Genomic DNA, 23233 nt, shown 5'->3' with positions numbered 1-23233 from the left:
CGTTCTTGAGTCATCCTGCCATGAAGATCGCCGTGCTTGGCCTGGCCTTGTGCACGGCGATAACCGCCCTCGCCCAGGACAAACCGGCGGACTTTGCCAGCCAGACGCCGCTGAGCCTGAGCGGCCAAGGGCCGTGGTATCGCATCGAGTTGCCGCTTGCCGTCCAGCTGAATGCCCGGCAGACCGATCTGAGCGATGTACGCGTGTTCAATGCCGAGGGCCAGCCGCAGGCTTATTCGATCAGGCCGCGCCAGCCCGCCCCCGAACAGGAGCCGACGCCGATCGAGGTCAACTGGTTTGCCCTGTACAGCACACAGGAGGCAGGCGACACCGCACCGGTCATCCGTATCGAGCGCTCCAGCAACGGCAGCGTGATCGAGGTGCAGCCACAAAGCGATATCGAAGCGGGCGAAGAAGTGCTGCGCGGCTGGCTGCTGGACACCAGCGCAATCAAGGCGCCACTGGAACAGCTGGTTATCGACTGGAGCACCGAGCGTGAGGGCTTCCAGAATTTCAGCATCGAAGCCAGTGATGACCTGCAGCACTGGCGCAACTGGGGCGAGGGCCAGGTTGCACGGCTGTCGTTTGCCGACGAAGTGGTCGAACAGCGCGAAGTCGGCCTGCCCGGCCAGAGCGCCCGCTATCTGCGCCTGCTGTGGCGGTCCCCGCACAGTGCGCCGCTGCTGATCTCTGCGCACCTGCTGAGTGCCAGCAGCGGCACGCCGGCCTCGCCACTGACCTGGTCGCCACCGGTCCAGGGCAGCGTCGAAAGCCCCAACGAGTATGTCTGGCAACTGCCGACCGGCTTGCCGATAGGCCGCGTCAAGATCGACATTGCCCAGCCCAACAGCCTGGCACCGGCGACGCTCTACGGCCGGCTCGATGCCGGACAGCCCTGGCAGCCGATCAGCAGCGGCCTGCTGTACCGGCTATCGCAGAACAACAGCGATGTCCTGCAGGACCAGTTGCAATTGTCCGGGCGCATCGTTCAACAGCTCAAGCTGGTGGTGGATGATCGCGGCGGCGGGCTGGGCAATGAAGCACCGCAGTTGAGTGTGGCCGTGCCTGCCACGGAAGTGGTGTTCCTGGCTCGCGGTGACGGACCATTCACCCTGGCGATCGGCAACCCGAGCGTCAAGGCTGCCAACCTGTCGCTGGCCACGCTGATTCCTGACCTGAGCGCGGAAAAGCTCGCGACTCTCGGCACAGCGAGCCCGGCCACGGCAACCGTGGCCAACATGGCCGCAGCGCCGATCGCCGTGCCACAAGGTACTGACTTCAAACGCCTGGGGCTTTGGGCCGTACTGCTGCTTGGCGTGGTGTTTCTGGGCTGGATGGCGTTCAGCACGCTGCGCGCTGCAAAACGCTGAAACAGGCGGCCTGTCAGGCGTGCTTCGCCTGACATCTGAACTGAAACAGTCTTAAGCCAGTCTCATAGCAGTATTACGTCGCCACTCGCGTTAAACTGCGCAGGTTTTCATACCCCCTATTTTCGGAGCTATCCATGTCCCGCGTCACACTAAGTCGTTACTTGATTGAGCAGACTCGCAGCAACAACACCCCTGCCGATCTGCGCTTCCTGATCGAAGTTGTGGCGCGCGCATGCAAGGAAATCAGCCACGCCGTCTCCAAAGGCGCGCTGGGCGGCGTACTGGGCAGCATGGGCACCGAAAACGTGCAGGGCGAAGTGCAGAAAAAGCTTGATGTGATCTCCAACGAGATTCTGCTCGAAGCCAACGAGTGGGGCGGTCACCTGGCCGGCATGGCGTCCGAAGAAATGGACAACGCCTACCAGATCCCGGGCAAATACCCGAAGGGTGCCTACCTGCTGGTTTTCGACCCGCTGGACGGCTCGTCGAACATCGACATCAACGCACCGGTAGGCACCATCTTCTCGGTACTGCGCTGCCCGAACGAATACCTGAGCCAGAACGAAGCGCTGAATGAAAAGGCCTTCCTGCAGCCAGGCACCGAACAGGTCGCCGCCGGTTACGCCATCTACGGCCCGCAAACCATGCTGGTCCTGACCCTGGGCGATGGCGTGAAAGGCTTCACCCTGGACCGTGAAATGGGCAGCTTCGTGCTGACCCACGAAGACATCACCATCCCGGAGTCCACTCAGGAGTTCGCGGTCAACATGTCCAACCAGCGCCACTGGGAAGCCCCGGTACAGCGCTACGTGAGCGAGCTGCTGGCCGGTGAAGACGGTCCGCTGAAAAAGAACTACAACATGCGCTGGGTCGCGGCGATGGTGGCCGACGTGCACCGTATCCTGACCCGTGGCGGCCTGTTCATGTACCCGCGCGACAGCCGCGAGCCTTCCAAGCCGGGTAAACTGCGCCTGATGTACGAAGCCAACCCGATGTCCTTCCTGGTCGAACAGGCTGGCGGCGCGTCCACTGATGGCCATCAGCGCATTCTCGACATTCAGCCCGAAGGCCTGCACCAGCGCGTAGCGGTGTACCTGGGTTCCAAGGAAGAAGTCGAGCGCGCCACCGCGTATCACAAGGCGTAAGACGTCTTCTGCACCGCTGGTGATCGGGCCATGCTCGATCACCAGCGCGTGAGCCAATACTCGGAAAAACGGGCAATCCGCCATTCCGCCGGCCCCTTCTGCGGGCCGACTATCTGATCCACGGCATAAATCCTTGCGCCGTCCGGGAACCAGATTCCGTTTTTCTCTTCTAAGCTTGCGGTACTGCGCCAGCGCCAGACTGCACCGGCTTGCACTGCGACGCGACCCCCTTCCGTTCAGGAGCTACATCCATGTCCTTGCGTTCTGTCGCGTTACTCTCGTTCTGCGTCCTGCTGGCTGCCTGCAGCAAGATCACTCAGGAAAACTATTCCAAACTGTCCGCTGGCATGCCCAAGGCTCAAGTCGAGTCCTTGCTCGGCAGCCCGACGGAATGTTCCGGTGCGCTGGGCATGTCGAGCTGCACCTGGGGCGACCAGAACACCTTTATCAGCGTGCAGTACGCAGCGGACAAGGTTGTGCTGTTCTCGGGCCAGGGTCTGAAATAACACATGATCAAGGTACTGGTACGTTTTGGAATTTGTGTCATGGCCAGCTTCCTGGCCATCGGTTTTGCCCACTCGGCTGACAACCTCGAGCCAAAGACTGTCGACAGCGTCGACCTCAAGCAGTACCAGGGCACCTGGTACGAGATCGCGCGTCTGCCGATGTTCTTCCAGCGCAAGTGCGCTCAGTCCGAGGCGCGTTATACGCTCAAGGATGACGGCAACATCGCGGTGACCAACCGCTGCCGCACGATTGAAGGCAAGTGGGAAGAAGCAACGGGCACCGCCTCGCCGCAGGTTCCGGGCAAGACCGACAAGCTGTGGGTTGTGTTCGACAACTGGTTCTCGCGCCTGCTGCCGAGCGTTGCCAAGGGTGATTACTGGATTCTGGACGTCAGCGAAGGCTACCGCACCGCCGTGGTCGGCAACCCGGATCGCAAATACCTGTGGCTGTTGTCGCGTACACCGACCGTGTCTGCCTCGGTCAGGGAAGACATGCTCAGCAAGGCCCGCCAGCAAGGCTACGACACCTCACGCCTGATCTGGCGCGAGGATGACTCGAAGATTGGCAAGGGCGAGAAGTAACCGAATCGGGATTCTGGCTAAGCCCGGTAGGAGCGAACTTGTTCGCGAAGACGGTCGTTCGAACGATAAATTTCAGAACGCTTTCCGCCCCCTTCGCAAACAAGTTCGCTCCCACGGCCTTCGGCCAGAATCAGAAGCGGACTCGTGAATAACGCCGAGTGCTCTGCGTCCTCCCTTGCATCAGCCCAGCAACGCCCTCAACACCTGCGCGAACTCGCGGTTGCTTTGTTCTTCTGCGGCGTGTCGCCCTTCGCGTATGACCCATCGCCCATTGACCGCCACGTCGCGGATCTGCCGGTCGCTGCCGGCGAACAGCCAGCGGTTGAGGATGGCGTCGTCCGAGGCCATGGCAATGTACGGGTCGTTGCCATCGAGCACCAGCCAGTCGGCACGGTGACCCACTTGCAGCGTTCCAATCTGCTGCCCCAACGCCTGCGCGCCACCGGCAAGCGCAGCGTCGTATAACGTGCGGCCAACCATGGGTTGATCGCTGCGATACAGCCGGTTGCGGCGCTGATCGCGCAGGCGCTGGCCGTATTCCAGCCAGCGCAGTTCTTCGACCACGCTGAGCGAGACGTGACTGTCCGAACCGATCCCCCAGCGACCGCCCTGAGCAATGTAGTCCACCGCCGGAAAGATCCCGTCACCCAGGTTGGCCTCGGTGGTCAGGCAAAGCCCGGCCACCGCGCCGCTTTGCGCCATCAAAGCCACTTCATCCGCCTCGGCATGAGTCGCATGGACCAGGCACCAGCGGTTATCCACAGGGGCGTTTTCATACAGCCATTGCAACGGACGTCGACCACTCCAGCTCAGGCAGTCATCGACTTCCTTCTGCTGTTCCGCGATATGAATGTGCACCGGACACTGCCGGTCGCTGGCCGCCAGCACCTGGCTTATCTGCTGCGGCGTCACCGCACGCAGCGAGTGGAAGCATAGCCCCGGCTGCTGGGCAGGCTGAGCTGCCAGAACCGGACGCAGACGAGCCTGCAGATCCAGATAGCTGTCGATGCTGTGGATAAAACGCCGCTGGCCCTCGTTGGGAGCCTGCCCGCCAAAGCCGGAATGGCTGTACAGCACCGGCAGCAAGGTCAGGCCGATACCGACCGAAGCGGCCGCCTGGCTGATCTGCAGCGCGAGCTCGGCAGGGTCGGCGTAGGGCTTGCCATCGCTGTCCTGATGCACGTAATGAAATTCGGCAACCGAGGTGTAGCCGCCCTTGAGCATCTCGATGTACAGCTGGCGAGCGATAACGCCCAGTTGCTGCGGGCTGATGCGCCCCACCAGGCGATACATGAGGTCGCGCCAGGTCCAGAAACTGTCATTGGGGTTGCCCGCCACTTCCGCCAGCCCGGCCATCGCACGCTGGAACGCGTGGGAATGCAGGTTCGGCATGCCAGGCAGCAAAGGCCCGCTGACCTTCTCGGCGCCCTGCTGATCAGCATTGGCTTCGACGCGGGTCAAAATACCGTCCTGACCGACCTCCAGACGCACATTGCGGGCCCAGCCGTCGGGGAGTAACGCGCGCTCGGCAAAGAAGGCTGACATTGACTTCACACCTCATCACTGTAATTTGTATATACATATACAGACGTTTAAGCGACCGGTAAACCTTCTGCATGCTTGCCGAGCAGCAGGTTAATGGTTAGCGTGAGCGCTTTGCAGCGTCTGAATGCTCTCGAAAACACCGTCTCGAACAACAAGGACTCCCACGTGTCGACTCCGCCCGCCGCTTCTTCCCTGGCAGCCCAGATGGGCGAAAGTCCCGCACCCTTGTACGCCCGCGTGAAACAGATGATCGCCTTGCAGATCCAGAACGGCACCTGGCCGCCGCACCATCGTGTGCCGTCGGAAAGCGAGCTGGTGACGCAACTGGGTTTTAGCCGCATGACCATAAACCGGGCACTGCGCGAGCTGACCGCCGAGGGCCTGCTGGTGCGCATGCAGGGCGTCGGCACCTTTGTCGCCGAGCCCAAGAGCCAGTCGGCGCTGTTCGAAGTGCACAACATTGCCGACGAGATCGCCGCACGCGGTCATCGCCACACCTGTAAGGTCATGGTCCTCAAGGAGGAAGCCGCTGGCTCCGAACGCGCCCTGGCGCTGGACATGCGCGAAGGCCAGCGGGTCTTCCACTCGCTGATCGTGCATTACGAGAACGACATTCCAGTGCAGATCGAGGACCGCTTCGTGAACGCCCAGGTCGCTCCGGACTACCTCCGGCAGGACTTCACCCTGCAGACGCCTTACGCCTACCTGTCGCAGGTTGCGCCACTCACCGAAGGCGAGCACGTGGTCGAGGCGATTCTCGCCGAAGCCGATGAATGCAGGCTGTTGCAGATTGAGGCGGGAGAACCCTGCCTGCTGATTCGCCGCCGTACCTGGTCAGGTCGTCAGCCGGTCACCGCTGCGCGCCTGATCCACCCCGGCTCCCGCCATCGCCTGGAAGGACGCTTTACCAAATGAGCCAGACCCGCATTTTGCGCGCCGCAGACTACCCGCGCATGCCGTGGAAGAACGGCGGAGGCAGCACTGAAGAGATCGCTCGCGACGCAGGCCAGGACCTGGACGGTTTCGGCTGGCGGCTGTCGATTGCCGACATCGAAACCTCGGGCGGTTTTTCGGTGTTCGCCGGTTATCAGCGCATCATCACCGTCCTGCAGGGCGCGGGCATGACGCTGGACGTGGATGGCCTCAGCAGTCGCCCGCTGCTGCCATCGGACCCGTTTGCATTCAGCGGTGACAGTCAGGTCAATTGCACCTTGCTGGACGGGCCGATTCGCGATTTCAACCTGATCTACGCCCCACACCGCTACACTGCACGCTTGCACTGGATAGACGTGCGTCACCCGCAACGCCTGTTCAGTTCAGCCAGTACTCTGGTGCTGTTCAGCATGGCCGAGCAAGTGGCGATCAGCGTCGACAGTCAGCCGTGGGAAATCCTCGGCAAACACGATTGCGCTCAAGTGGACAACGCTGGCGGTCTGCTTGAAGTCGAACTGCAATCACCGCGCGCCAGCCGTTGCTGCCTGATCGAGCTTACCGCCACAGGCCAGTAAGCGCCTGTCTGCACACTTTATAAAAACAGCTTTGCGTTCAAGGACGACCATGACTCAAGTTCCGAACCGGGAAACGCCCAGAGGCATTGCCATCCTCGCCCGCTTCCTCGCCTCCGAATCGGCCGGCGGCATCGTGTTGATGGCGGCTGCGCTGGCGGCCTTGATCGTTGCCAACTCGCCGCTTTCTGCCGGCTATTTCTCGATCCTGCACAGCGTCTGGCTGGGTCTCTCGGTCGAGCTGTGGATCAACGACGGGCTGATGGCGATCTTCTTCCTGATGGTCGGCCTGGAGATCAAGCGTGAAGTCCTCGCCGGTGGTCTGGCGAGCTGGGGGCAACGTGCCCTGCCCGGCTTTGCGGCGGCCGGCGGCATGCTGGTGCCGGCGCTGATCTACATCGTGATCAATTGGGGTAATCCGCAGACCCTGAGCGGCTGGGCGATCCCGGCAGCCACCGACATCGCCTTCGCCCTCGGCGTGCTGTCGCTGCTCGGCAATCGGGTGCCGACCTCGCTGAAGGTCTTTCTGGCCGCACTTGCGATCCTCGACGATCTGGGTGCCGTGACCATCATCGCCTTCTTTTACAGCTCCGGTCTGAACCTGCCGATGCTGGCCGCCGCCTTCGTGACACTGGCGGTGCTGATCGTCATGAACCGTTTGAACGTGCGTCGTTTGCTGCCCTATCTGCTGCTTGGCGCGCTGCTGTGGTTCTTCGTCCTGCAATCGGGCGTACACGCCACGCTGGCCGGTGTCGCCCTGGCGCTGTGCATCCCGATGGGCAAGCCCGAGGAAGAAGCCCGCTCGCCACTGCTGTTCCTCGAAGAAAAGATGCACTACTGGGTGGCCTTCGCCGTGGTGCCGATCTTTGGTTTTGCCAACGCTGGCGTGTCGCTGGCTGGCATTACTCTGGGCAATCTGGTCGATCCTGTGCCGCTGGGCGTTGCGCTGGGGCTGTTCGTGGGCAAGCAGATCGGCGTGTTTCTCGCCGCCGTGCTGGCCATCCGCGCCGGGCTGGCGGTATTGCCGGAAGGCAGCAACTGGGTGCAACTGTACGGCGTGGCGATGCTGTGCGGCATCGGTTTCACCATGAGCCTGTTCATCGGCAACCTGGCGTTCCCCGGCTCGCAACACCTGATCGACGAGGTGAAGGTCGGCGTACTGATCGGCTCGGGGCTGGCCGCAATTGCCGGAATTGTGTTGCTGCGCAGCCGTTTCAGCAGGCCCTGAAAAAATATTTTCAAATCACTGCATCCAGACGGGTTTCTCGCGGGTAGTACATTCAGCAGCCACTTCGAGTTGCTGAGCGCGGTTAAACCTTCTGGAGATTTCTGCATGAACGCAAAACGCTTGCTCTGCCTTGCTGGTACTACTCTGGCCTTCACTTGCCTGTCGTCCGTTGCCATGGCTCAGACCGACCTCCCCGAAAGCGTCCGTGTGCCGGCTGGCAACAAGGTCGGCATGCAAACCACCGGGGTTGGCGAGATCACCTACGAGTGCCGCGCCAAGGCCAACATGCCCAACGAAATGGAGTGGGCGTTCGTCGGCCCCAAAGCAGTGCTCAACGACAAGAGCGGCAAACAGGTCGGCACCTACTACGGCCCGCCTGCTACCTGGGAAGCCAAAGACGGTTCCAAAATAACCGGCACTCAAGTCGCCGTGGCCCCTTCGAGCGCTGGCAACCTGCCGTATCAGCTGGTCAAGGCCAACCCGGCTGAAGGCAAGGGCGCAATGACCGGCGTCACCTACATTCAGCGTGTAGCCCTGAAAGGCGGCGTTGCCCCGGCCAAAGCCTGCGCAGAGAGCAACAAGGGCGCGAAGGAAGTGGTCAAGTATCAGGCTGATTACCTGTTCTGGACTGCCGGCTGATCAATGCGCTTAATCAGGTGACCGTGCAACAGTAGGCTATGCTGCTGCGCGGGAGCCTCGTGATGTCAACGAGGCAGTAGTCTTCCATTGATGGCGGATCATCTTGTCTTCGCACGAATCTCTCTTTGATTACGAAGCGACGTTGCAGGCCTGCGCTCGCGGTGAAAAACAGGCCTTGCAGCGTCTCTATCAACAGGAAAGCGCCCGACTGCTCGGTGTCGCTCAGCGCTTGGTGCGTGACCGCGCACTGGCCGAGGACATCGTGCATGACGCGTTCCTGAAAATCTGGTCCCACGCGGCCAGCTTCGATGCCTCGCGTGGTTCGGCACGTGGCTGGATCTTCAGCGTGACTCGCCACCTGGCGCTCAACACGTTGCGCAACACGACTCGCGAGGTGCGTGTCGAAGACGACGGCAGTGAAGATCATCATGAACAGGCGACACTGGAAGGCTGGCAGGAAATCGGCGATGCCTTCGATTGGCAGGTCAATCCAGGACGGATCACGTCATGCCTGGAGCAACTGGAGCCGGTAAGACGCAACTGTATTTTTCACGCTTACGTAGACGGTTATTCGCATCAGGAAATCGCGCAGAAAATTGGCGCGCCATTGGGTACGGTCAAAGCCTGGATCAAGCGCAGCCTGACGGCTTTGCGGGAGTGCATGGGATGACCCGGCCTTTAGACGACAACATTCACGAGCTGGCTGGCGAGTATGTACTCGGCACCCTCTCGGGGCAGAAGCGGCTCGACGTACAGCGTCGCCTGTCGCGCGAGCCCGACCTGCGGGCCGCCGTCGATGCCTGGGAACAGCGTCTGCAGCCCCTGACCGGACTGGCCGAACCGGTAACGCCCTCGCCTGGCCTGTGGGATCGCATCGAACGTAACCTGCTGGACATGGCCGCGCCTGCCAGCACGCCGCAACGACCGCGCGTGCGCTGGTGGGACAACCTGTCGATCTGGCGCGGCCTCGCCGGGGCCGGCCTGGCTGCTTCGCTGGTATTGGGCATGACGCTGCTGACCCGCGCACCGGCGCAACCGTCGTATCTGGTGGTTCTCGTAGGGCCGCAGGACAAGGCGCCTGGCTGGGTCGTGCAGGCCAGTAATTCGCAGGAAATACAGCTTATCCCGCTGGGCGTGTTCGAGGTTCCGACCGACAAGGCACTGGAGTTCTGGACCAAGGGTGACGACTGGCAAGGCCCGGTTTCGCTTGGGCTGGTCAAACCGGGGCAAAGCCTGCATGTGCCGCTGGATAAACTGCCGCCGCTGCAACCCAACCAGTTGTTCGAGCTGACACTGGAGAAATCCACCGGCTCGCCCATCGGCAAACCCACCGGGCCGATTCAGTTCATCGGCCGGGCGGTGAAGGTGATCTGACGCGAAAGCAGCCTACTTGCGGCTGCAGTCGTCCTGTTGCAGCAGGTTGGCCTGGGTCAGGTTGCAGTCTGCCGGTACGCTGCGCGTCAGCCAGACATTGCCGCCGATGGTCGAACCTTTGCCGATGGTGATGCGCCCCAGAATCGTCGCGCCAGCGTAGATCACCACGTCGTCTTCAACGATCGGATGCCGTGCATGGCCTTTCTGCAACTGGCCGTCCTCGTCTGAGGGGAAGCGCTTGGCGCCCAGGGTCACGGCCTGATAGATCCGCACCCGCTCGCCGATGATCGCGGTTTCGCCAATCACCACGCCTGTCCCGTGATCGATAAAGAAGCTCGGGCCGATCTGCGCGCCCGGATGAATATCGATACCGGTCGCAGAATGGGCGATTTCCGAGCTGATACGCGCCAGCAACGGCAAACCGGCGCGATACAGATAATGCGCCAGACGATGGTGGATCACCGCCAGAATGCCGGGATAGCACAGCAGCACTTCATCGACACTGCGCGCCGCTGGGTCACCGTGATAGGCAGCCAGCACGTCGGTGTCCAGCAACAGACGAATACCCGGCAGGGCCATGGCGAAACCCTGAATCAGCTCGAGCGCCCGCGCATCGATGCTCTTCAGGTCACCGCCCTGCTGATGGGCCACGTAGCGCAATTCAAGCCGGGCCTGAGCCAGCAGCGCGTTGAGCGCCACATCCAGCGTATGGCCGACATAGAAGTCCTCGCTTTCCTCACGCAGGTCCACAGGGCCCAGGCGCATCGGGAACAGAGCACCGCTCAAGGCTTCAAGAATCTCGCCCATGGCCGCACGCGAAGGCAGCTCACGTCCACCGTGTTCACCGCTCACCCGCCTGTTGCGAGCCCGCCAGTCTTCACGCGCGCCACGCAACTGGCTGACGATGCGCTGCAACTGCCAGTGGCTGGAGCGGCCGTCGGCGGACGCTTCTGGAATATCGCTCACGCTTGACTCTCCTTGATGTGAAGGGTGGCGACCGACAGTACGGGCCGCTGCTATTACCACTCTACGGCAAACATTCAGACGAAAAAAACAACAATTTCTGTCGGAATACGCGAAGAGCGCCGTGCGCACAGATAAGTTGCCGTGCGAGAAACGTCTGCCTATAGTCCGGTGACTCTTTACACGGCTTATCGACCACCATGATCAAACATCAGCTTGCCCGCTTCAATCGCCTGGACCTGATCAGCGCGCCAACGGCTCTGGAAAAGCTCGAGCGCCTGTCGATCTGGGCAGATCGTGATATCTACATCAAGCGGGATGACACCACAACGCTGGCCCTGGGCGGCAACAAAGTGCGCAAACTCGAGTACCTGGCCGCCGATGCGCTGGCCCAGGGTGCCGATACACTGATCACCGCCGGTGCCATCCAGTCCAACCATGTCCGTCAGACCGCTGCCCTGGCCGCGCGTCTGGGCCTTGGCTGTGTGGCGCTACTGGAAAATCCCATCGGCACCGAAGACCCCAGCTACCTGAAAAACGGCAATCGCCTGCTGCTCGAACTGTTCGATGCCAAGGTAGAGCTGGTGGAAAACCTCGACAACGCTGACGAACAACTGCATGCCCTGGCTGCACGCCTGCGCTCCAGTGGCAAAAAGCCTTATCTGGTCCCCATCGGAGGCTCAAGCCCGGTGGGTGCGCTGGGTTATGTGCGCGCCGGGCTGGAACTGGCCGAGCAGATCAAGCAGACCGGCATCGAGTTTGCGGCTGTCGTTCTGGCCTCCGGCAGTGCCGGCACGCACAGCGGCCTGGCGTTGGCACTGGCTCACGAGCTGCCGCAATTGCCGGTCATCGGTGTGACTGTGTCGCGCAGTGAAGAAGCACAGCTGCCCAAGGTCCAGGGCCTGGCCGAGCGCACCGCAGAGTTGCTCGGCGTTGCGCTGCCTGAACACTTCAAGGTCGAACTGTGGGATGAGTATTTCGCCCCGCGATACGGTGAACCGAACGCCGGTACGCTGTCAGCCATCAAGCTGGTGGCCAGCCACGAAGGACTGTTGCTTGACCCGGTCTACACCGGCAAGGCCATGTCCGGTCTGCTCGATGGCATCGGCCGTCAACGCTTCAACGACGGCCCGCTGATCTTCCTGCACACCGGCGGTGCGCCAGCGCTGTTTGCCTATCCGGATGCGTTCGACCAGTGACGTTCTAGCCAACGGGTCCTTTATGCTTTTGTGGAGGGGAAATAACTTTTTTTGTTATTTTTCCTCATAAGCAGATGGCTATATAGTCGCGCCCGGCAGAGCACAACGCTTAACCTTACACCTGACCTAACTGCCTGAAAAAAGCTGAATAATCAGCACGAAGTTGCTTGAGTCGGGTCAGAAAATGGCCAGACACTTCCATACCAACCAGGGGCTCGCATGAACATTTCCGCTATTCGTCGTACGTTTCTTTTTTCGGCAATGGGCTTGATGCTCAGTGCCGGTATCGCCGGGCAAGCCATGGCTGGCGAGCAACTGCAGAAAATCAAGGACAGCGGTACGCTCAATGTCGGCCTGGAAGGCACTTACCCACCGTTCAGCTTTGTGGATGAGAGCGGCAAGCTCACCGGCTTCGAAGTCGAGTTTTCCGAAGCGCTGGCCAAGGAACTGGGTGTCAAGGCCAAGATCCAGCCGTCGAAGTGGGATGGCATCCTGGCCGCTCTGGACTCCAAGCGTCTGGACGTGGTGATCAACCAGGTGACCATCTCCGACGAGCGCAAGAAGAAGTACGACTTCTCCGAGCCCTACACCATTTCCGGCATCCAGGCGCTGGTTCTGAAGAAGAACGCAGACACCATCAAGTCTGCCAAAGACCTGAGCGGCAAGAAGGTGGGCGTGGGTCTGGGCACCAACTACGAGGAATGGCTCAAGGCGAACGTTCCGGACGCAATCGTCAAAACCTATGACGATGACCCGAGCAAGATCCAGGACCTGAGCGTAGGTCGTATCGATGCGATCCTCGTTGACCGTCTGGCCGCCCTGGAAATGGCTGCCAAGACAAAAAACAAACTCGTCCCGGCAGGCGAAGCATTTTCCCGCCAGGCATCGGGTATTGCCCTGCGTAAAGGCGAGCCTGAATTGCTGGCGGCCATCGACAAGGCCATCGACAAACTGCGTGCCGACGGCACGCTGAAGAAGCTGTCGGAAAAGTACTTCAATGCTGATGTCACCCAATGATTGAAGAGAGCCTTCAGCTCGCGCTGGACTCCGCGCCCTTCCTGCTCAAGGGCGCGTACTACACGGTATTCCTCAGTCTTGGCGGGATGTTTTTCGGTTTGCTGCTGGGCTTCGGCCTGGCATTGATGCGCCTTTCGCGCATCAAACCGGTGAACTGGATAGCACGCATCTACGTGTCGTTCTTTCGCGGCACGCCCTTGCTGGTGCAGCTGTTCGTGATTTATTACGGCCTGCCGGAGCTGGGTATCCAGCTTGAGCCGCTGAGCGCTGCACTGATCGGTTTTTCCCTGAATATGGCCGCCTACGCCTGTGAAATCCTGCGCGCGGCCATCAGTTCCGTGGAGCGCGGCCAGTGGGAGGCAGCGGCCAGTATCGGCATGACCCGCTGGCAGACCATGCGTCGGGCGATCCTCCCGCAGGCCGCACGCACCGCATTGCCGCCGCTGGGCAACAGCTTCATCTCGCTGGTCAAGGACACGGCGCTGGCAGCCACCATCCAGGTGCCAGAGCTGTTCCGTCAGGCGCAGTTGATCACCGCACGCACCTTCGAAATTTTCACCATGTACCTGGCCGCTGCACTGATCTACTGGATCCTTGCCACGGCGCTCTCGCACCTGCAAAACAAGCTGGAAGCCAGGGTCAACCGGCACGATCTGGAGACCTGACACATGATAGTGGTTGAAAAACTCACCAAGGCATTCAAGGGCAATCAGGTGCTCAAGGGCATCGATCTGCGTATCGAAGCCGGGGAAGTCGTGGCCATCATCGGGCCCAGCGGCTCGGGCAAGACCACCCTGCTGCGCTGCCTGAATCTGCTTGAAACGCCTGACAGCGGGAGGATCAAGGTCGGTGATATCGAGATCGATGGCACCCGTTCCATGAACCAGCAACAGGGTTTGATCCGCCAGTTGCGTCAGCAGGTCGGGTTCGTCTTTCAGAACTTCAATCTGTTTCCGCATCGCACCGCTCTGGAAAATGTCATCGAAGGCCCGGTGGTGGTCAAGAAGGTGGCCCGTGAAGCCGCCGAGGCGCTGGGCAGAAAGCTGCTCGCCAAGGTCGGCCTGAGCGGCAAGGAAGACGCTTACCCGCGACGCCTGTCCGGCGGGCAGCAACAGCGTGTGGCGATTGCACGGGCGCTGGCGATGGAGCCGCAAGTGATCCTGTTCGACGAGCCGACCTCGGCCCTGGACCCGGAGCTGGTCGGTGAGGTGCTGACGACCATCCGCGCTCTGGCTGAAGAGAAGCGCACCATGGTCATCGTCACTCACGAGATGAGCTTTGCGCGGGAGGTTGCCAACCGGGTGATCTTCATCGACAAGGGAGTGATCGTGGAGCAAGGCGAAGCCAAAGCGCTGTTCGCCAACCCGAAAGAAGAACGCACAAGGCAGTTTCTCGAGCGTACCCGCTCCTGATCAGGACGATCAGCCTGCGCAAAAAGCAGCGTCCATTCAGCGGCGCTGCTTTTTTCTTACATTTCTGGAAGGATTAATCGTTCAATATCCTTGCTGAATTCCCGCGTAATTTTCCGAAAAATCATCGAAATAATAAAATTAGCGTACGCCCGTTCTGCACCTTGATTCGTAGCCGGCTGCGCCGCTGCGTGCCCGTCTTGCCAGACTTTCCCTTCCGTGCGTTGTCCTGTCGGTTACGGCCTGCTGCCATTGATACTTTGTGGTAGGACGGTTGTTTAGTGAGGAGTCAACGGTTCCAAACATACAGCGTAGGAAGTCTCCGGTTTTCAAGTAAACAACCCTCAAATGCACTTCGCACATTGACAAGTGCCCGCAAAGCCCATTAGCTCACTGACTTCACTCATTCCAGTGAGACCGCAAAGTTTCAAGCACGCATTTCATACCGTTTGTAATGTTTGCCATAACTTGGATATTTAAGGTACTTATCCTCCTGCCTGAACCGCACATTTTATTACTTGAACATGACAACTTATGACGAATCTTTACTTGAACTATTGATTATCAGGAGCACCCCGACATGAGTCAAAACACTTGCAAAGCCAGCCCTATGAGCTTGCCGATCCCTGCTGTTCCGCTGGCCAGCCGACATGGCATAGGCGTGAGGAACGCCTCTCAACTCGTCGTTCATGTGGACCCCTACGGCAGCATGGAAGAGGGCGATCTGATCGAACTGTTTTGGGACGGCTGTTACGTCGCGTCAACAATTTTGAAGGCATCTGACGTCGGCAAGCCTGTCGTCCTACGTGTGCCGGAAAGCTTTCTGCAGAATGGCAAGGCGAGAACCTACTACCGGGTCATGAAGATCGGCGGAGTGCCCGTCACCTCGCCCTGCCGCAAGCTATGGGTCAAGCTGGACGCCCCGGGAGGGCTGCTGGTCAGCGCCAGCACGGAAGAAAACCAGGGGCTGGCGCCGCTCTATGTTGCGCCATCGGTCATACGCCACGGCCTGTCGCGCAGACACCTGGAAGGCGGCTTGCCGATGACCATCGAGCCTTATCTGAACATGGCTGTTCACGACGAGATCACCATACGTTGGGGCGATCTGCGCATGGACCTGCCGCCGCTCACCGCCGACGATATCGGTGAGCCGGTCGATTTGGTTGTACCGCCTGAGTTGATACGCGAAGGCGGAGACGAGCAACGGCTGGAAGTGAGTTACTGTGTGATCGACCGGGTAGGCAACAACTCGCTCTGGGCACCACCCCGTATAATAAGGATCCAACCGCTGGGGCATTGAATGCCTGAGGACGGCACGTCGAACACACCGCTTCGCTAACGATACTGTTTGATAGACAGCACCGCACGGATCACTCTAAAAACGAAGCGTTATTCATTCACGCTCATTACCTGTATTAAACATTGGCCAGGCGTGTAAGAAAGTTCAACGTCGCTCAGGCATCCGCCGTGTTTCATCCGTACTTGGTTCTGCGCAGGCGTCTTACATCTTGCGTGACGCAAGGTGAGTACACGAACGGGCAGTGGCAATTGACAATAACTGTCTATGCTTATTCCAAAAAGCACGTTTTAAAAACTTTTATACACGCTTAGGGTATATACACCGGACCACCGGACATCGTGATGTTTTCCAGCCGCACCTGATGCGGCCTACTGCTACGAGGTTCCGATGGTCCCTTTCACAACTACCCCTGTGGATAAACCCAGGGTCGTATCGATTGACGGTGAGCGACGCGAGTCTGATCCGGCGACGGTAACGGCCCACAGCGTCGAGGCTCCACAAGAGCCTGACGTTGCACCCCGCCTGCTGAAGGCCAGCGTGTTGCAAAACGACGCGCAAGCCATTGCAGCAGCCCATGAACTGGCCGCGGCCGCGCAGGTCAACGCCGCCAATCGCGACAGACAACGCGCCTTGCCATGGGCTGAAATCGAACAGTTCACCCGTAGCGGACTGGGCAGTATTTCCATCCCGCGCGCGTACGGCGGCCCGCAAGTATCGTTCGTCACGGTAGCCGAAGTTTTCAGGATCATTTCTGCTGCCGACCCGGCACTGGGACAAATTCCGCAAAACCAGTTCGGCATTCTGCACCTGCTGCAGAGCAGCGCCACCGAGCAGCAGAAGAAAGCGCTGTTCCAGAGCGTGCTGGACGGTTGGCGCATCGGCAATGCAGGCCCTGAGCGTGGCACCAAAAACACGCTGGAACTCAAGGCGCGGATCACCGCCAATGGCGACCGCCTTGCCATTACCGGACAGAAGTTCTATTCCACCGGCGCGCTGTTCGCGCATTGGGTCGCAGTCAAGGCGCTGGATGATCAAGGCCGGCAGATCATGGCCTTCATCGAGCGCGGCACACCGGGCCTGCGCATCGTTGATGACTGGTCGGGCTTTGGCCAGCGCACAACCGCAAGCGGCACGGTGCTGCTCGACAACGTGCCGGTGGACGCCGGGCTGGTGGTCGATAACTGGCGCCTGTCCCTGACGCCGAACATTCAGGGCGCCGTTTCGCAACTGATCCAGGCCGCAATCGACGCGGGTATTGCGCGCGGCGCCATCGACGATGCGATTGCCTTTGTACGCGAGAAATCCCGCCCGTGGGTCGACGCCAATGTCGAGCGCGCCAGCGATGACCTCTACGTGATTGCCGACATCGGCAAGCTGAAACTCGAACTGCACGCGGCAGAAGCGCTGCTGCGCAAGGCGGGTCAGGAGCTCGACGAGATCAGCGCTGCGCCCATCGATGAGCACTCGGCAGCCCGCGCCTCCATCGCGGTCGCGCGGGCCAAGGTACTGACTACCGAAATCTCGCTGCTGGCCAGCGAGAAGCTGTTCGAACTGGCCGGCAGCCGCGCGACCCTGGCCGAGTTCAATCTCGACCGCCACTGGCGCAACGCGCGCGTCCACACCCTGCATGACCCGGTGCGCTGGAAATACCACGCGGTCGGCACCTGGCATTTGAACGGCACCCTGCCTGCTCGCCATTCCTGGATCTGAACCAGACCACTGGAGAAACCCCTTCATGAGTTCCAACCCAAAAGCGCGCGATAACGCAGCGCTGATCACCAGTGACGCTCAGGCCCTGCATATAGCCCGCGAACTGGCCCTGCAATTGAAAACCGACAGCGCGCAACGCGATCGCGAGCGCCGTTTGCCGCATGCCGAACTCGACCTGTTCAGCCAGTCCGGTCTGTGGGGCATCAGTGTGCCGCAAGCGTTCGGCGGCGCAGGTGTTTCCAATGTCACCCTGGCCAAGGTGATCCAGCTGATTTCCGAAGCCGATGGCTCGCTGGGTCAGATTCCACAAAACCATTTTTACGCTCTGGAAGTGCTGCGTGTGAACGGCAGTCCGCAGCAACAGGCGCGCTTGTACGCCGAGGCACTGGCGGGCTTACGCTTCGGCAATGCGCTGGCCGAACTGGGGACCAGAACCGCACATGACCGCACCACTCGCCTGAGCCGCGACGGGGACGGTTATCGCATCAACGGCCGCAAGTTCTACGCCACCGGCGCGCTGTATGCGCAACGTATCCCCACCTCGGTGATTGACGATGAAGGTGTGCAGCAACTGGTGTTCGTGCCGCACGACAGCGAGGGGCTGAGCGTCATCGACGACTGGAGCGGTTTCGGGCAGCGCACCACCGGCAGTGGCTCGGTGGTGTTCGACAATGTGTATGTCAGCGCCAACGATGTGGTGCCGTTCCAGAGCGCCTTCCAGCGCCCTACCACGGTCGGGCCGCTGGCGCAGATTCTCCACGCTGCGATCGACACCGGCATTGCCCGAGCGGCCTTCGAGGACGCCCTGACGTTCGTCCAGACGCGTACCCGGCCGTGGATCGATTCGGGCATCGAAAAGGCCGTGGACGACCCGCTGACCCTGCACAGCTTCGGCAAGCTGGGTATTCGCCTGCATGCCGCCGAAGCACTGCTCGAGCGCGCCGGGGAATTTCTGGATGTCGCTCAGGCCGACAGCAATGCCGAGACCGTCGCCGCCGCCTCGATAGCCGTGGCCGAAGCGCGCGCCATCAGCACGGAGATTTCCCTGGCAGCCGGCAGCACGCTGTTCGAGCTGGCGGGCAGTCAATCCACACTGGCGGAACACGGCCTGGATCGCCACTGGCGCAATGCGCGCGTGCATACGCTGCATGACCCGGTGCGCTGGAAGTTTCACGCCATCGGCAATTACTACCTCAATGAGACTAACCCGCCCCTGCGGGGAACGATCTGATGGCGCGTAAAAAGATCCTCCTCAATGCGTTCAACATGAACTGCATCGGCCATATCAACCATGGCCTGTGGACCCATCCACGCGACACCTCGACGCAATTCAACAGCCTGGAATACTGGACTGAGCTGGCAAAACTGCTGGAACGCGGGCTGTTCGACGGCCTGTTCATCGCCGACATCGTGGGCGTGTATGACGTCTATCAGAACTCGGTGGACGTCACCCTCAAGGAGGCGATCCAGTTACCGGTCAACGACCCGCTGCTGCTGGTCTCGGCCATGGCCGGGGTCACCAGACACCTGGGCTTCGGCCTGACCGCCAACCTGACCTACGACGCGCCCTATCTGTTCGCCAGGCGCATGTCGACACTGGATCACCTGAGCCGTGGCCGGGTGGGCTGGAACATCGTCACCGGTTACCTCGACAGCGCAGCGCGGGCCATGGGCCTCAGCGAGCAGAACGAACATGACCGCCGTTACGATCAGGCCGACGAGTACCTGGAGGTGCTGTACAAGCTCTGGGAAGGCAGCTGGGAAGACGATGCCGTGATCAACGACCGCGAGCAACGCGTCTACGCCCAGCCAGGCAAGGTCCACAAGGTCCGGCATCAGGGCGAGTTCTATCAGGTCGAGGGTTATCACCTCTGCGAACCGTCGCCGCAACGCACGCCGGTGCTGTTTCAGGCTGGCAGCTCGGAGCGCGGCCTGCAGTTTGCCGGACAGAACGCCGAGTGTGTGTTCATCAGCGGTCAGAACAAGGCCGCGACCCGCGAGCAGGTCGACAAGGTGCGCGCCAGTGCCGTGCAGGCCGGGCGCAACCCGGAGGACATCAAGGTGTTCATGGGCCTGAACGTGATCGTCGCGGCCACCGAAGCACTGGCTCGGGAGAAACACGCCGAATACCGCCGCCATGCCAGCGCCGAAGCCGGCGTGGCGCACTTCGCTGCTTCTACGGGCATCGATTTTTCTCAGTACGAACTGGACGAACCCATTCAGTACGTGAAAAACAACGCCATTCAGTCCGCGACCAAAAACCTGAAAAACAACGACTGGACGCGCCAGAAACTGCTCGACCAGCACGCCTTGGGCGGCCGTTACATCACCTTGATCGGCTCGCCCAAACAGGTCGCCGACGAGCTCGAATCGTGGATCGAGGAAACCGGCCTGGACGGCTTCAACCTGACCCGCATCGTCACCCCGGAAAGTTACGAGGACTTCATTGACCTGGTGATCCCGGAGCTGCAACGCCGGGGCTCATACAAAACCGCTTACCAGGAGGGCAGCTTGCGCAAAAAACTGTTTCCGCAAGGCACCGACCGTTTACCGCAACGGCATGCCGGGGCTGCACACCGACATATTTGATGAAGACATGCGCCCCACGCTGAAGCGCTTGGCGTTGTACACAGGCTTTGTGGGAGCGATGCGCTGCGGGGGCGGCACACCGGCGTAGTTGATGACGACATGCGCCCCCACGCTGAAGCGCTTGGCGTTGTACACAGGCTTTGTGGGAGCGAGCTTGCTCGCGAAAGCGATTGTCCAGACGCCCTGTTTTTTGTGTCTGCACTGGCCTATTCGCGAGCAAGCTCGCTCCCACAGGACCGATGTGCTGCGGGGACGGCACGCCGCCGTATTTGATGACGACATGCGCCCCCACGCTGAAGCGCTTGGCGTTGTACACAAATTTTGTGGGAGCGAGCTTGCTCGCGAAAGCGATTGTCCAGACGCCCTGTTTTCTGTGGCTGCACTGGCCTATTCGCGAGCAAGCTCGCTCCCACAGGACCGATGTGCTGCGGGGACGGCACGCCGCCGTATTTGATGACGACATGCGCCCCCACGCTGAAGCGCTTGGCGTTGTACACAGGTCTTGTGGGAGCGATAAGCACAAGGCGTGGGGACGAGACTTAGGGATTTTTAAAAGGACCGCATCATGAGCAAAACACTCGCTGCACTGGCCCTCGGCCTGTTGACCCTGACCGCTTACGCCGACGACAAACCCCTGAAGGTCGGCACCACGGCAGCTTTCGCCATACCGCTGGAAGCCGCTGTCGAAGAAGCCGCCAGGCAGGGCCTGAAGGTCGAGCTGGTAGAGTTCACCGACTGGATCGCGCCCAACGTCAGCCTCGCTGCTGGCGATATCGACGTGAACTACTTTCAGCACATCCCGTTTCTGACCAATGCCAACGAAGCCGCCGGGTTCGGCCTGGTGCCCTACGCCCCGGGAATCATCAACAACGTGGGTCTGTACTCGAAGAAGTACAAGCGCTTCGACGAACTGCCGACCGGCGCTACAGTGGCCATCGCCAATGACCCGATCAACAGCGGACGCGGCCTGCAACTGTTGGCCAAGGCCGGGCTGATCACGCTCAAGGAAGGTGTCGGCTACAAGGCCACCGAGGAAGACATCACCGCCAACCCGAAAAAACTCAAGCTCATTCAGGTCGAAGCCGTGCAACTGGTGCGAGCCTACGACGATGCCGATCTGGTGCAGGGCTACCCCGCCTACATCCGTCTGGCCAAGACCTTTTCCGCCGACTCGGCGATCCTGTTCGACGGTCTGGATCACCCGGAATACGTGATCCAGTTCGTGATCAAGCCTGACCACAAGGATGATCCGCGTCTGGCGAAATTCGTCGACATTTATCAGCACTCGCCGGTCGTCCGCGCCTCACTGGACAAGGTCAACGGCAAGCTTTACCAGGCCGGGTGGAAAGAATGACCGCAACCGCGCAACGCCAACGGCCACTCGACACAACGGGCGCAGGTCAACGGGCGCAACAGGCCGAGCTGCATCCGGAGTTGAATCGCGCGCATGTGCGCTTCATCAACCTGGGCAAGACCTATCACGGCAAGCAAGGCCCGGTGGAGGCGCTGGGCAATATCGATCTGGCCGTCCAGCACGGCGAGATCTTCGGCATCATCGGCCGCAGCGGCGCAGGCAAATCCTCGTTGATCCGCACCATCAATCGCCTGGAGCAACCGAGCAACGGTCGCGTATTGATCGATCAGGTGGACATCGGTGAGTTCGACGAAGACAAGCTGGTGGAGCTGCGCCGACGCATCGGCATGATCTTCCAGCACTTCAACCTGATGTCGGCCAAGAACGTCTGGCAGAACGTCGAGCTGCCGCTCAAGGTCGCCGGCGTGCCCAGGGAGCAACGCGCGCGCAAGGTCGCGCAGTTGCTGGAGCTGGTGGGGTTGCAGGACAAGCACAAGGCGTATCCCGCGCAACTGTCCGGCGGGCAGAAACAGCGTGTCGGCATCGCTCGCGCGCTGGTGCACGACCCGGCGATTCTGTTGTGCGACGAAGCCACTTCGGCACTGGACCCGGAAACCACCCAGTCGATCCTCGGCCTGCTGCGCGAGATCAACCAGCGCCTGGGCCTGACCATCGTGCTGATCACCCATGAAATGGCGGTCATCCGTGATATCTGTCACCGCGTCGTGGTGCTGGAACAGGGACGAATCGTCGAGCAGGGGCCGGTATGGCAGGTGTTTGGCGACCCGCAGCACGACGTCAGCAAAACCCTGCTGGCGCCGCTGCAAACCGGACTGCCGAAAGAGTGGGCCGAGCGCCTGAGCGATCAGCCGCAACGACCCGATGCGGCCCTGCTGCTGGACGTGCATTTCACCGGCGTCAGCGCTGAAGGGCCGGATCTGGCGGCGCTGTTCACGGCACTGGGCGGCAAGGTGGAGTTGCTGCAAGGCGGCGTCGAGCGCATTCAGGACCGGGCCATCGGGCATCTCATTCTGTCGGTTGCCGGCTCGCCACACAGTCGGGACGAGCTACTGGCGCGCGCCCGCACACTGGCGCCACGCGCGGAGGTATTGGGTTATGTGGGTTGATCGCTTGCTGCAAGGCACCCTCGACACCTTCCTGATGGTCGGTGTGTCGTCATTGATCGCACTGCTGCTGGGCATCCCGCTGGCGGTGATTCTGGTGACCAGTTCCAAAGGCGGCATCTACGCAGCACCGGGGATCAACCGCGTGCTGGGCGGCTTCGTGAACCTGTTTCGCTCGATTCCGTTCTTGATCCTGATGGTCGCACTGATTCCGTTCACCCGGATGATTGTCGGCACCACCTATGGGGTCTGGGCAGCCGTCGTGCCGCTGACCATTGCCGCCACGCCGTTCTTTGCGCGGATCGCCGAAGTGAGCCTGCGCGAGGTCGATCATGGTTTGGTCGAGGCGGCGCAGGCGATGGGCTGTCGTCGCTGGCACATCATCTGGCACGTGCTGCTGCCGGAAGCGCGGCCCGGCATCGTCGGCGGCTTTACCATCACGCTGGTGACGATGATCAATTCATCGGCCATGGCCGGTGCCATCGGCGCAGGCGGGTTGGGCGATATTGCCTATCGCTATGGCTATCAGCGCTTCGACACGCAGGTGATGCTGACCGTGATCGTCTTGCTGGTTGCGGTCGTCGCGCTGGTGCAGCTGGGCGGCGACCGATTGGCACGCAGCTTCGACAGGCGCTGAGCAGCCGCCACGCAGCGAGGGTATATTGGCGGTCTTC

23 protein-coding genes are annotated in these 23233 nt (G+C 60.9%); 21 read left to right on the top strand and 2 right to left on the bottom strand.

The window, feature by feature from the left end; translation table 11 throughout:
* Positions 1–20 precede the first annotated feature (20 nt).
* From KUIN1_RS02015 to KUIN1_RS02000, 4 genes are all read left to right on the top strand, one after another.
* On the top strand, positions 21–1370 hold the full coding sequence (locus KUIN1_RS02015; protein WP_024639242.1) for a DUF3999 domain-containing protein: 1350 nt from the start codon (positions 21–23) through the stop codon (positions 1368–1370).
* Between the two features lie 134 nt (positions 1371–1504).
* Entirely contained in the window at positions 1505–2515 is a 1011-nt protein-coding gene (locus KUIN1_RS02010) for a class 1 fructose-bisphosphatase (RefSeq protein WP_003341445.1), read from the top strand.
* 251 nt (positions 2516–2766) lie between these two features.
* Positions 2767–3021 carry an outer membrane protein assembly factor BamE domain-containing protein gene (bamE, locus tag KUIN1_RS02005; RefSeq protein ID WP_003403102.1) on the top strand — a complete coding sequence of 85 codons (255 nt, stop codon included), beginning with the start codon at positions 2767–2769 and terminating at the stop codon, positions 3019–3021.
* 3 nt (positions 3022–3024) lie between these two features.
* Positions 3025–3603, top strand: coding sequence for a lipocalin family protein (locus KUIN1_RS02000; RefSeq protein ID WP_003304589.1), 579 nt, complete (start codon positions 3025–3027; stop codon positions 3601–3603).
* A gap of 180 nt (positions 3604–3783) precedes the next feature.
* Here KUIN1_RS02000 and KUIN1_RS01995 read toward each other — a convergent pair whose 3' ends face one another.
* Positions 3784–5148, bottom strand: coding sequence for a formimidoylglutamate deiminase (locus KUIN1_RS01995; RefSeq protein WP_116886672.1), 1365 nt, complete (start codon positions 5146–5148; stop codon positions 3784–3786).
* A 204-nt stretch (positions 5149–5352) separates the two neighbouring features.
* On the opposite strand from KUIN1_RS01995, the gene hutC reads away from it, so the two are divergent.
* From hutC to KUIN1_RS01965, 6 genes are all read left to right on the top strand, one after another.
* Positions 5353–6063 carry a histidine utilization repressor gene (gene hutC, locus KUIN1_RS01990; RefSeq protein WP_161420743.1) on the top strand — a complete coding sequence of 237 codons (711 nt, stop codon included), beginning with the start codon at positions 5353–5355 and terminating at the stop codon, positions 6061–6063.
* On the top strand, positions 6060–6656 hold the full coding sequence (locus KUIN1_RS01985; RefSeq protein ID WP_024639243.1) for a HutD/Ves family protein: 597 nt from the start codon (positions 6060–6062) through the stop codon (positions 6654–6656). Before hutC ends, KUIN1_RS01985 begins: the two co-directional genes overlap by 4 nt.
* A gap of 49 nt (positions 6657–6705) precedes the next feature.
* Complete coding sequence (gene nhaA, locus KUIN1_RS01980; RefSeq protein WP_024652661.1) at positions 6706–7881, top strand: Na+/H+ antiporter NhaA; 1176 nt, start codon at positions 6706–6708, stop codon at positions 7879–7881.
* Positions 7882–7986: 105 nt separating this feature from the next.
* Complete coding sequence (locus KUIN1_RS01975) at positions 7987–8520, top strand: DUF3455 domain-containing protein (RefSeq protein ID WP_058823040.1); 534 nt, start codon at positions 7987–7989, stop codon at positions 8518–8520.
* Positions 8521–8623: 103 nt separating this feature from the next.
* The gene (locus KUIN1_RS01970; protein ID WP_011266351.1) at positions 8624–9190 is read left to right on the top strand and encodes a sigma-70 family RNA polymerase sigma factor; all 567 of its coding nucleotides are present in this window, start codon (positions 8624–8626) and stop codon (positions 9188–9190) included.
* The gene (locus tag KUIN1_RS01965; protein WP_011266350.1) at positions 9187–9894 is read left to right on the top strand and encodes an anti-sigma factor; all 708 of its coding nucleotides are present in this window, start codon (positions 9187–9189) and stop codon (positions 9892–9894) included. The genes KUIN1_RS01970 and KUIN1_RS01965 overlap by 4 nt, the downstream gene beginning before the upstream one ends.
* Positions 9895–9906: 12 nt before the next feature.
* On the opposite strand, the gene epsC is transcribed toward KUIN1_RS01965, so the two are convergent.
* Positions 9907–10860, bottom strand: coding sequence for a serine O-acetyltransferase EpsC (epsC, locus tag KUIN1_RS01960; RefSeq protein WP_003414200.1), 954 nt, complete (start codon positions 10858–10860; stop codon positions 9907–9909).
* Positions 10861–11057: 197 nt separating this feature from the next.
* On the opposite strand from epsC, the gene KUIN1_RS01955 reads away from it, so the two are divergent.
* The 11 genes from KUIN1_RS01955 (at position 11058) to KUIN1_RS01900 (ending at position 23196) form a co-directional block, all read left to right on the top strand.
* Complete coding sequence (locus tag KUIN1_RS01955; RefSeq protein WP_011266349.1) at positions 11058–12056, top strand: D-cysteine desulfhydrase; 999 nt, start codon at positions 11058–11060, stop codon at positions 12054–12056.
* 219 nt (positions 12057–12275) lie between these two features.
* On the top strand, positions 12276–13073 hold the full coding sequence (tcyJ, locus tag KUIN1_RS01950) for a cystine ABC transporter substrate-binding protein (RefSeq protein ID WP_024640802.1): 798 nt from the start codon (positions 12276–12278) through the stop codon (positions 13071–13073).
* A complete protein-coding gene (gene tcyL / locus KUIN1_RS01945; protein WP_003403129.1) occupies positions 13070–13738 on the top strand; it encodes a cystine ABC transporter permease in 669 nt (222 codons plus the stop codon). Before tcyJ ends, tcyL begins: the two co-directional genes overlap by 4 nt.
* Before the next feature lie 3 nt (positions 13739–13741).
* Entirely contained in the window at positions 13742–14485 is a 744-nt protein-coding gene (gene tcyN, locus KUIN1_RS01940; protein ID WP_024639247.1) for an L-cystine ABC transporter ATP-binding protein TcyN, read from the top strand.
* Positions 14486–15062: 577 nt separating this feature from the next.
* Entirely contained in the window at positions 15063–15782 is a 720-nt protein-coding gene (locus KUIN1_RS01935) for a hypothetical protein (protein ID WP_003403135.1), read from the top strand.
* Between the two features lie 537 nt (positions 15783–16319).
* On the top strand, positions 16320–17492 hold the full coding sequence (locus tag KUIN1_RS01930) for an SfnB family sulfur acquisition oxidoreductase (RefSeq protein ID WP_024639248.1): 1173 nt from the start codon (positions 16320–16322) through the stop codon (positions 17490–17492).
* Between the two features lie 25 nt (positions 17493–17517).
* Positions 17518–18723, top strand: a complete 1206-nt coding sequence (locus KUIN1_RS01925; RefSeq protein ID WP_024640800.1) for an SfnB family sulfur acquisition oxidoreductase — start codon at positions 17518–17520, stop codon at positions 18721–18723.
* Positions 18723–20081 carry an LLM class flavin-dependent oxidoreductase gene (locus KUIN1_RS01920; protein WP_032655488.1) on the top strand — a complete coding sequence of 453 codons (1359 nt, stop codon included), beginning with the start codon at positions 18723–18725 and terminating at the stop codon, positions 20079–20081. Before KUIN1_RS01925 ends, KUIN1_RS01920 begins: the two co-directional genes overlap by 1 nt.
* A gap of 565 nt (positions 20082–20646) precedes the next feature.
* Positions 20647–21435 carry a MetQ/NlpA family ABC transporter substrate-binding protein gene (locus KUIN1_RS01910; RefSeq protein ID WP_152091799.1) on the top strand — a complete coding sequence of 263 codons (789 nt, stop codon included), beginning with the start codon at positions 20647–20649 and terminating at the stop codon, positions 21433–21435.
* On the top strand, positions 21432–22562 hold the full coding sequence (locus tag KUIN1_RS01905) for a methionine ABC transporter ATP-binding protein (RefSeq protein ID WP_096126641.1): 1131 nt from the start codon (positions 21432–21434) through the stop codon (positions 22560–22562). The genes KUIN1_RS01910 and KUIN1_RS01905 overlap by 4 nt, the downstream gene beginning before the upstream one ends.
* Positions 22552–23196 carry a methionine ABC transporter permease gene (locus KUIN1_RS01900; protein WP_003403166.1) on the top strand — a complete coding sequence of 215 codons (645 nt, stop codon included), beginning with the start codon at positions 22552–22554 and terminating at the stop codon, positions 23194–23196. Before KUIN1_RS01905 ends, KUIN1_RS01900 begins: the two co-directional genes overlap by 11 nt.
* Positions 23197–23233 lie beyond the last annotated feature (37 nt).

The organism is Pseudomonas sp. KUIN-1, from assembly GCF_009176725.1.
Lineage (GTDB): Bacteria > Pseudomonadota > Gammaproteobacteria > Pseudomonadales > Pseudomonadaceae > Aquipseudomonas > Aquipseudomonas fragariae.
This window is presented reverse-complemented; position numbering and strand designations above follow the sequence as displayed.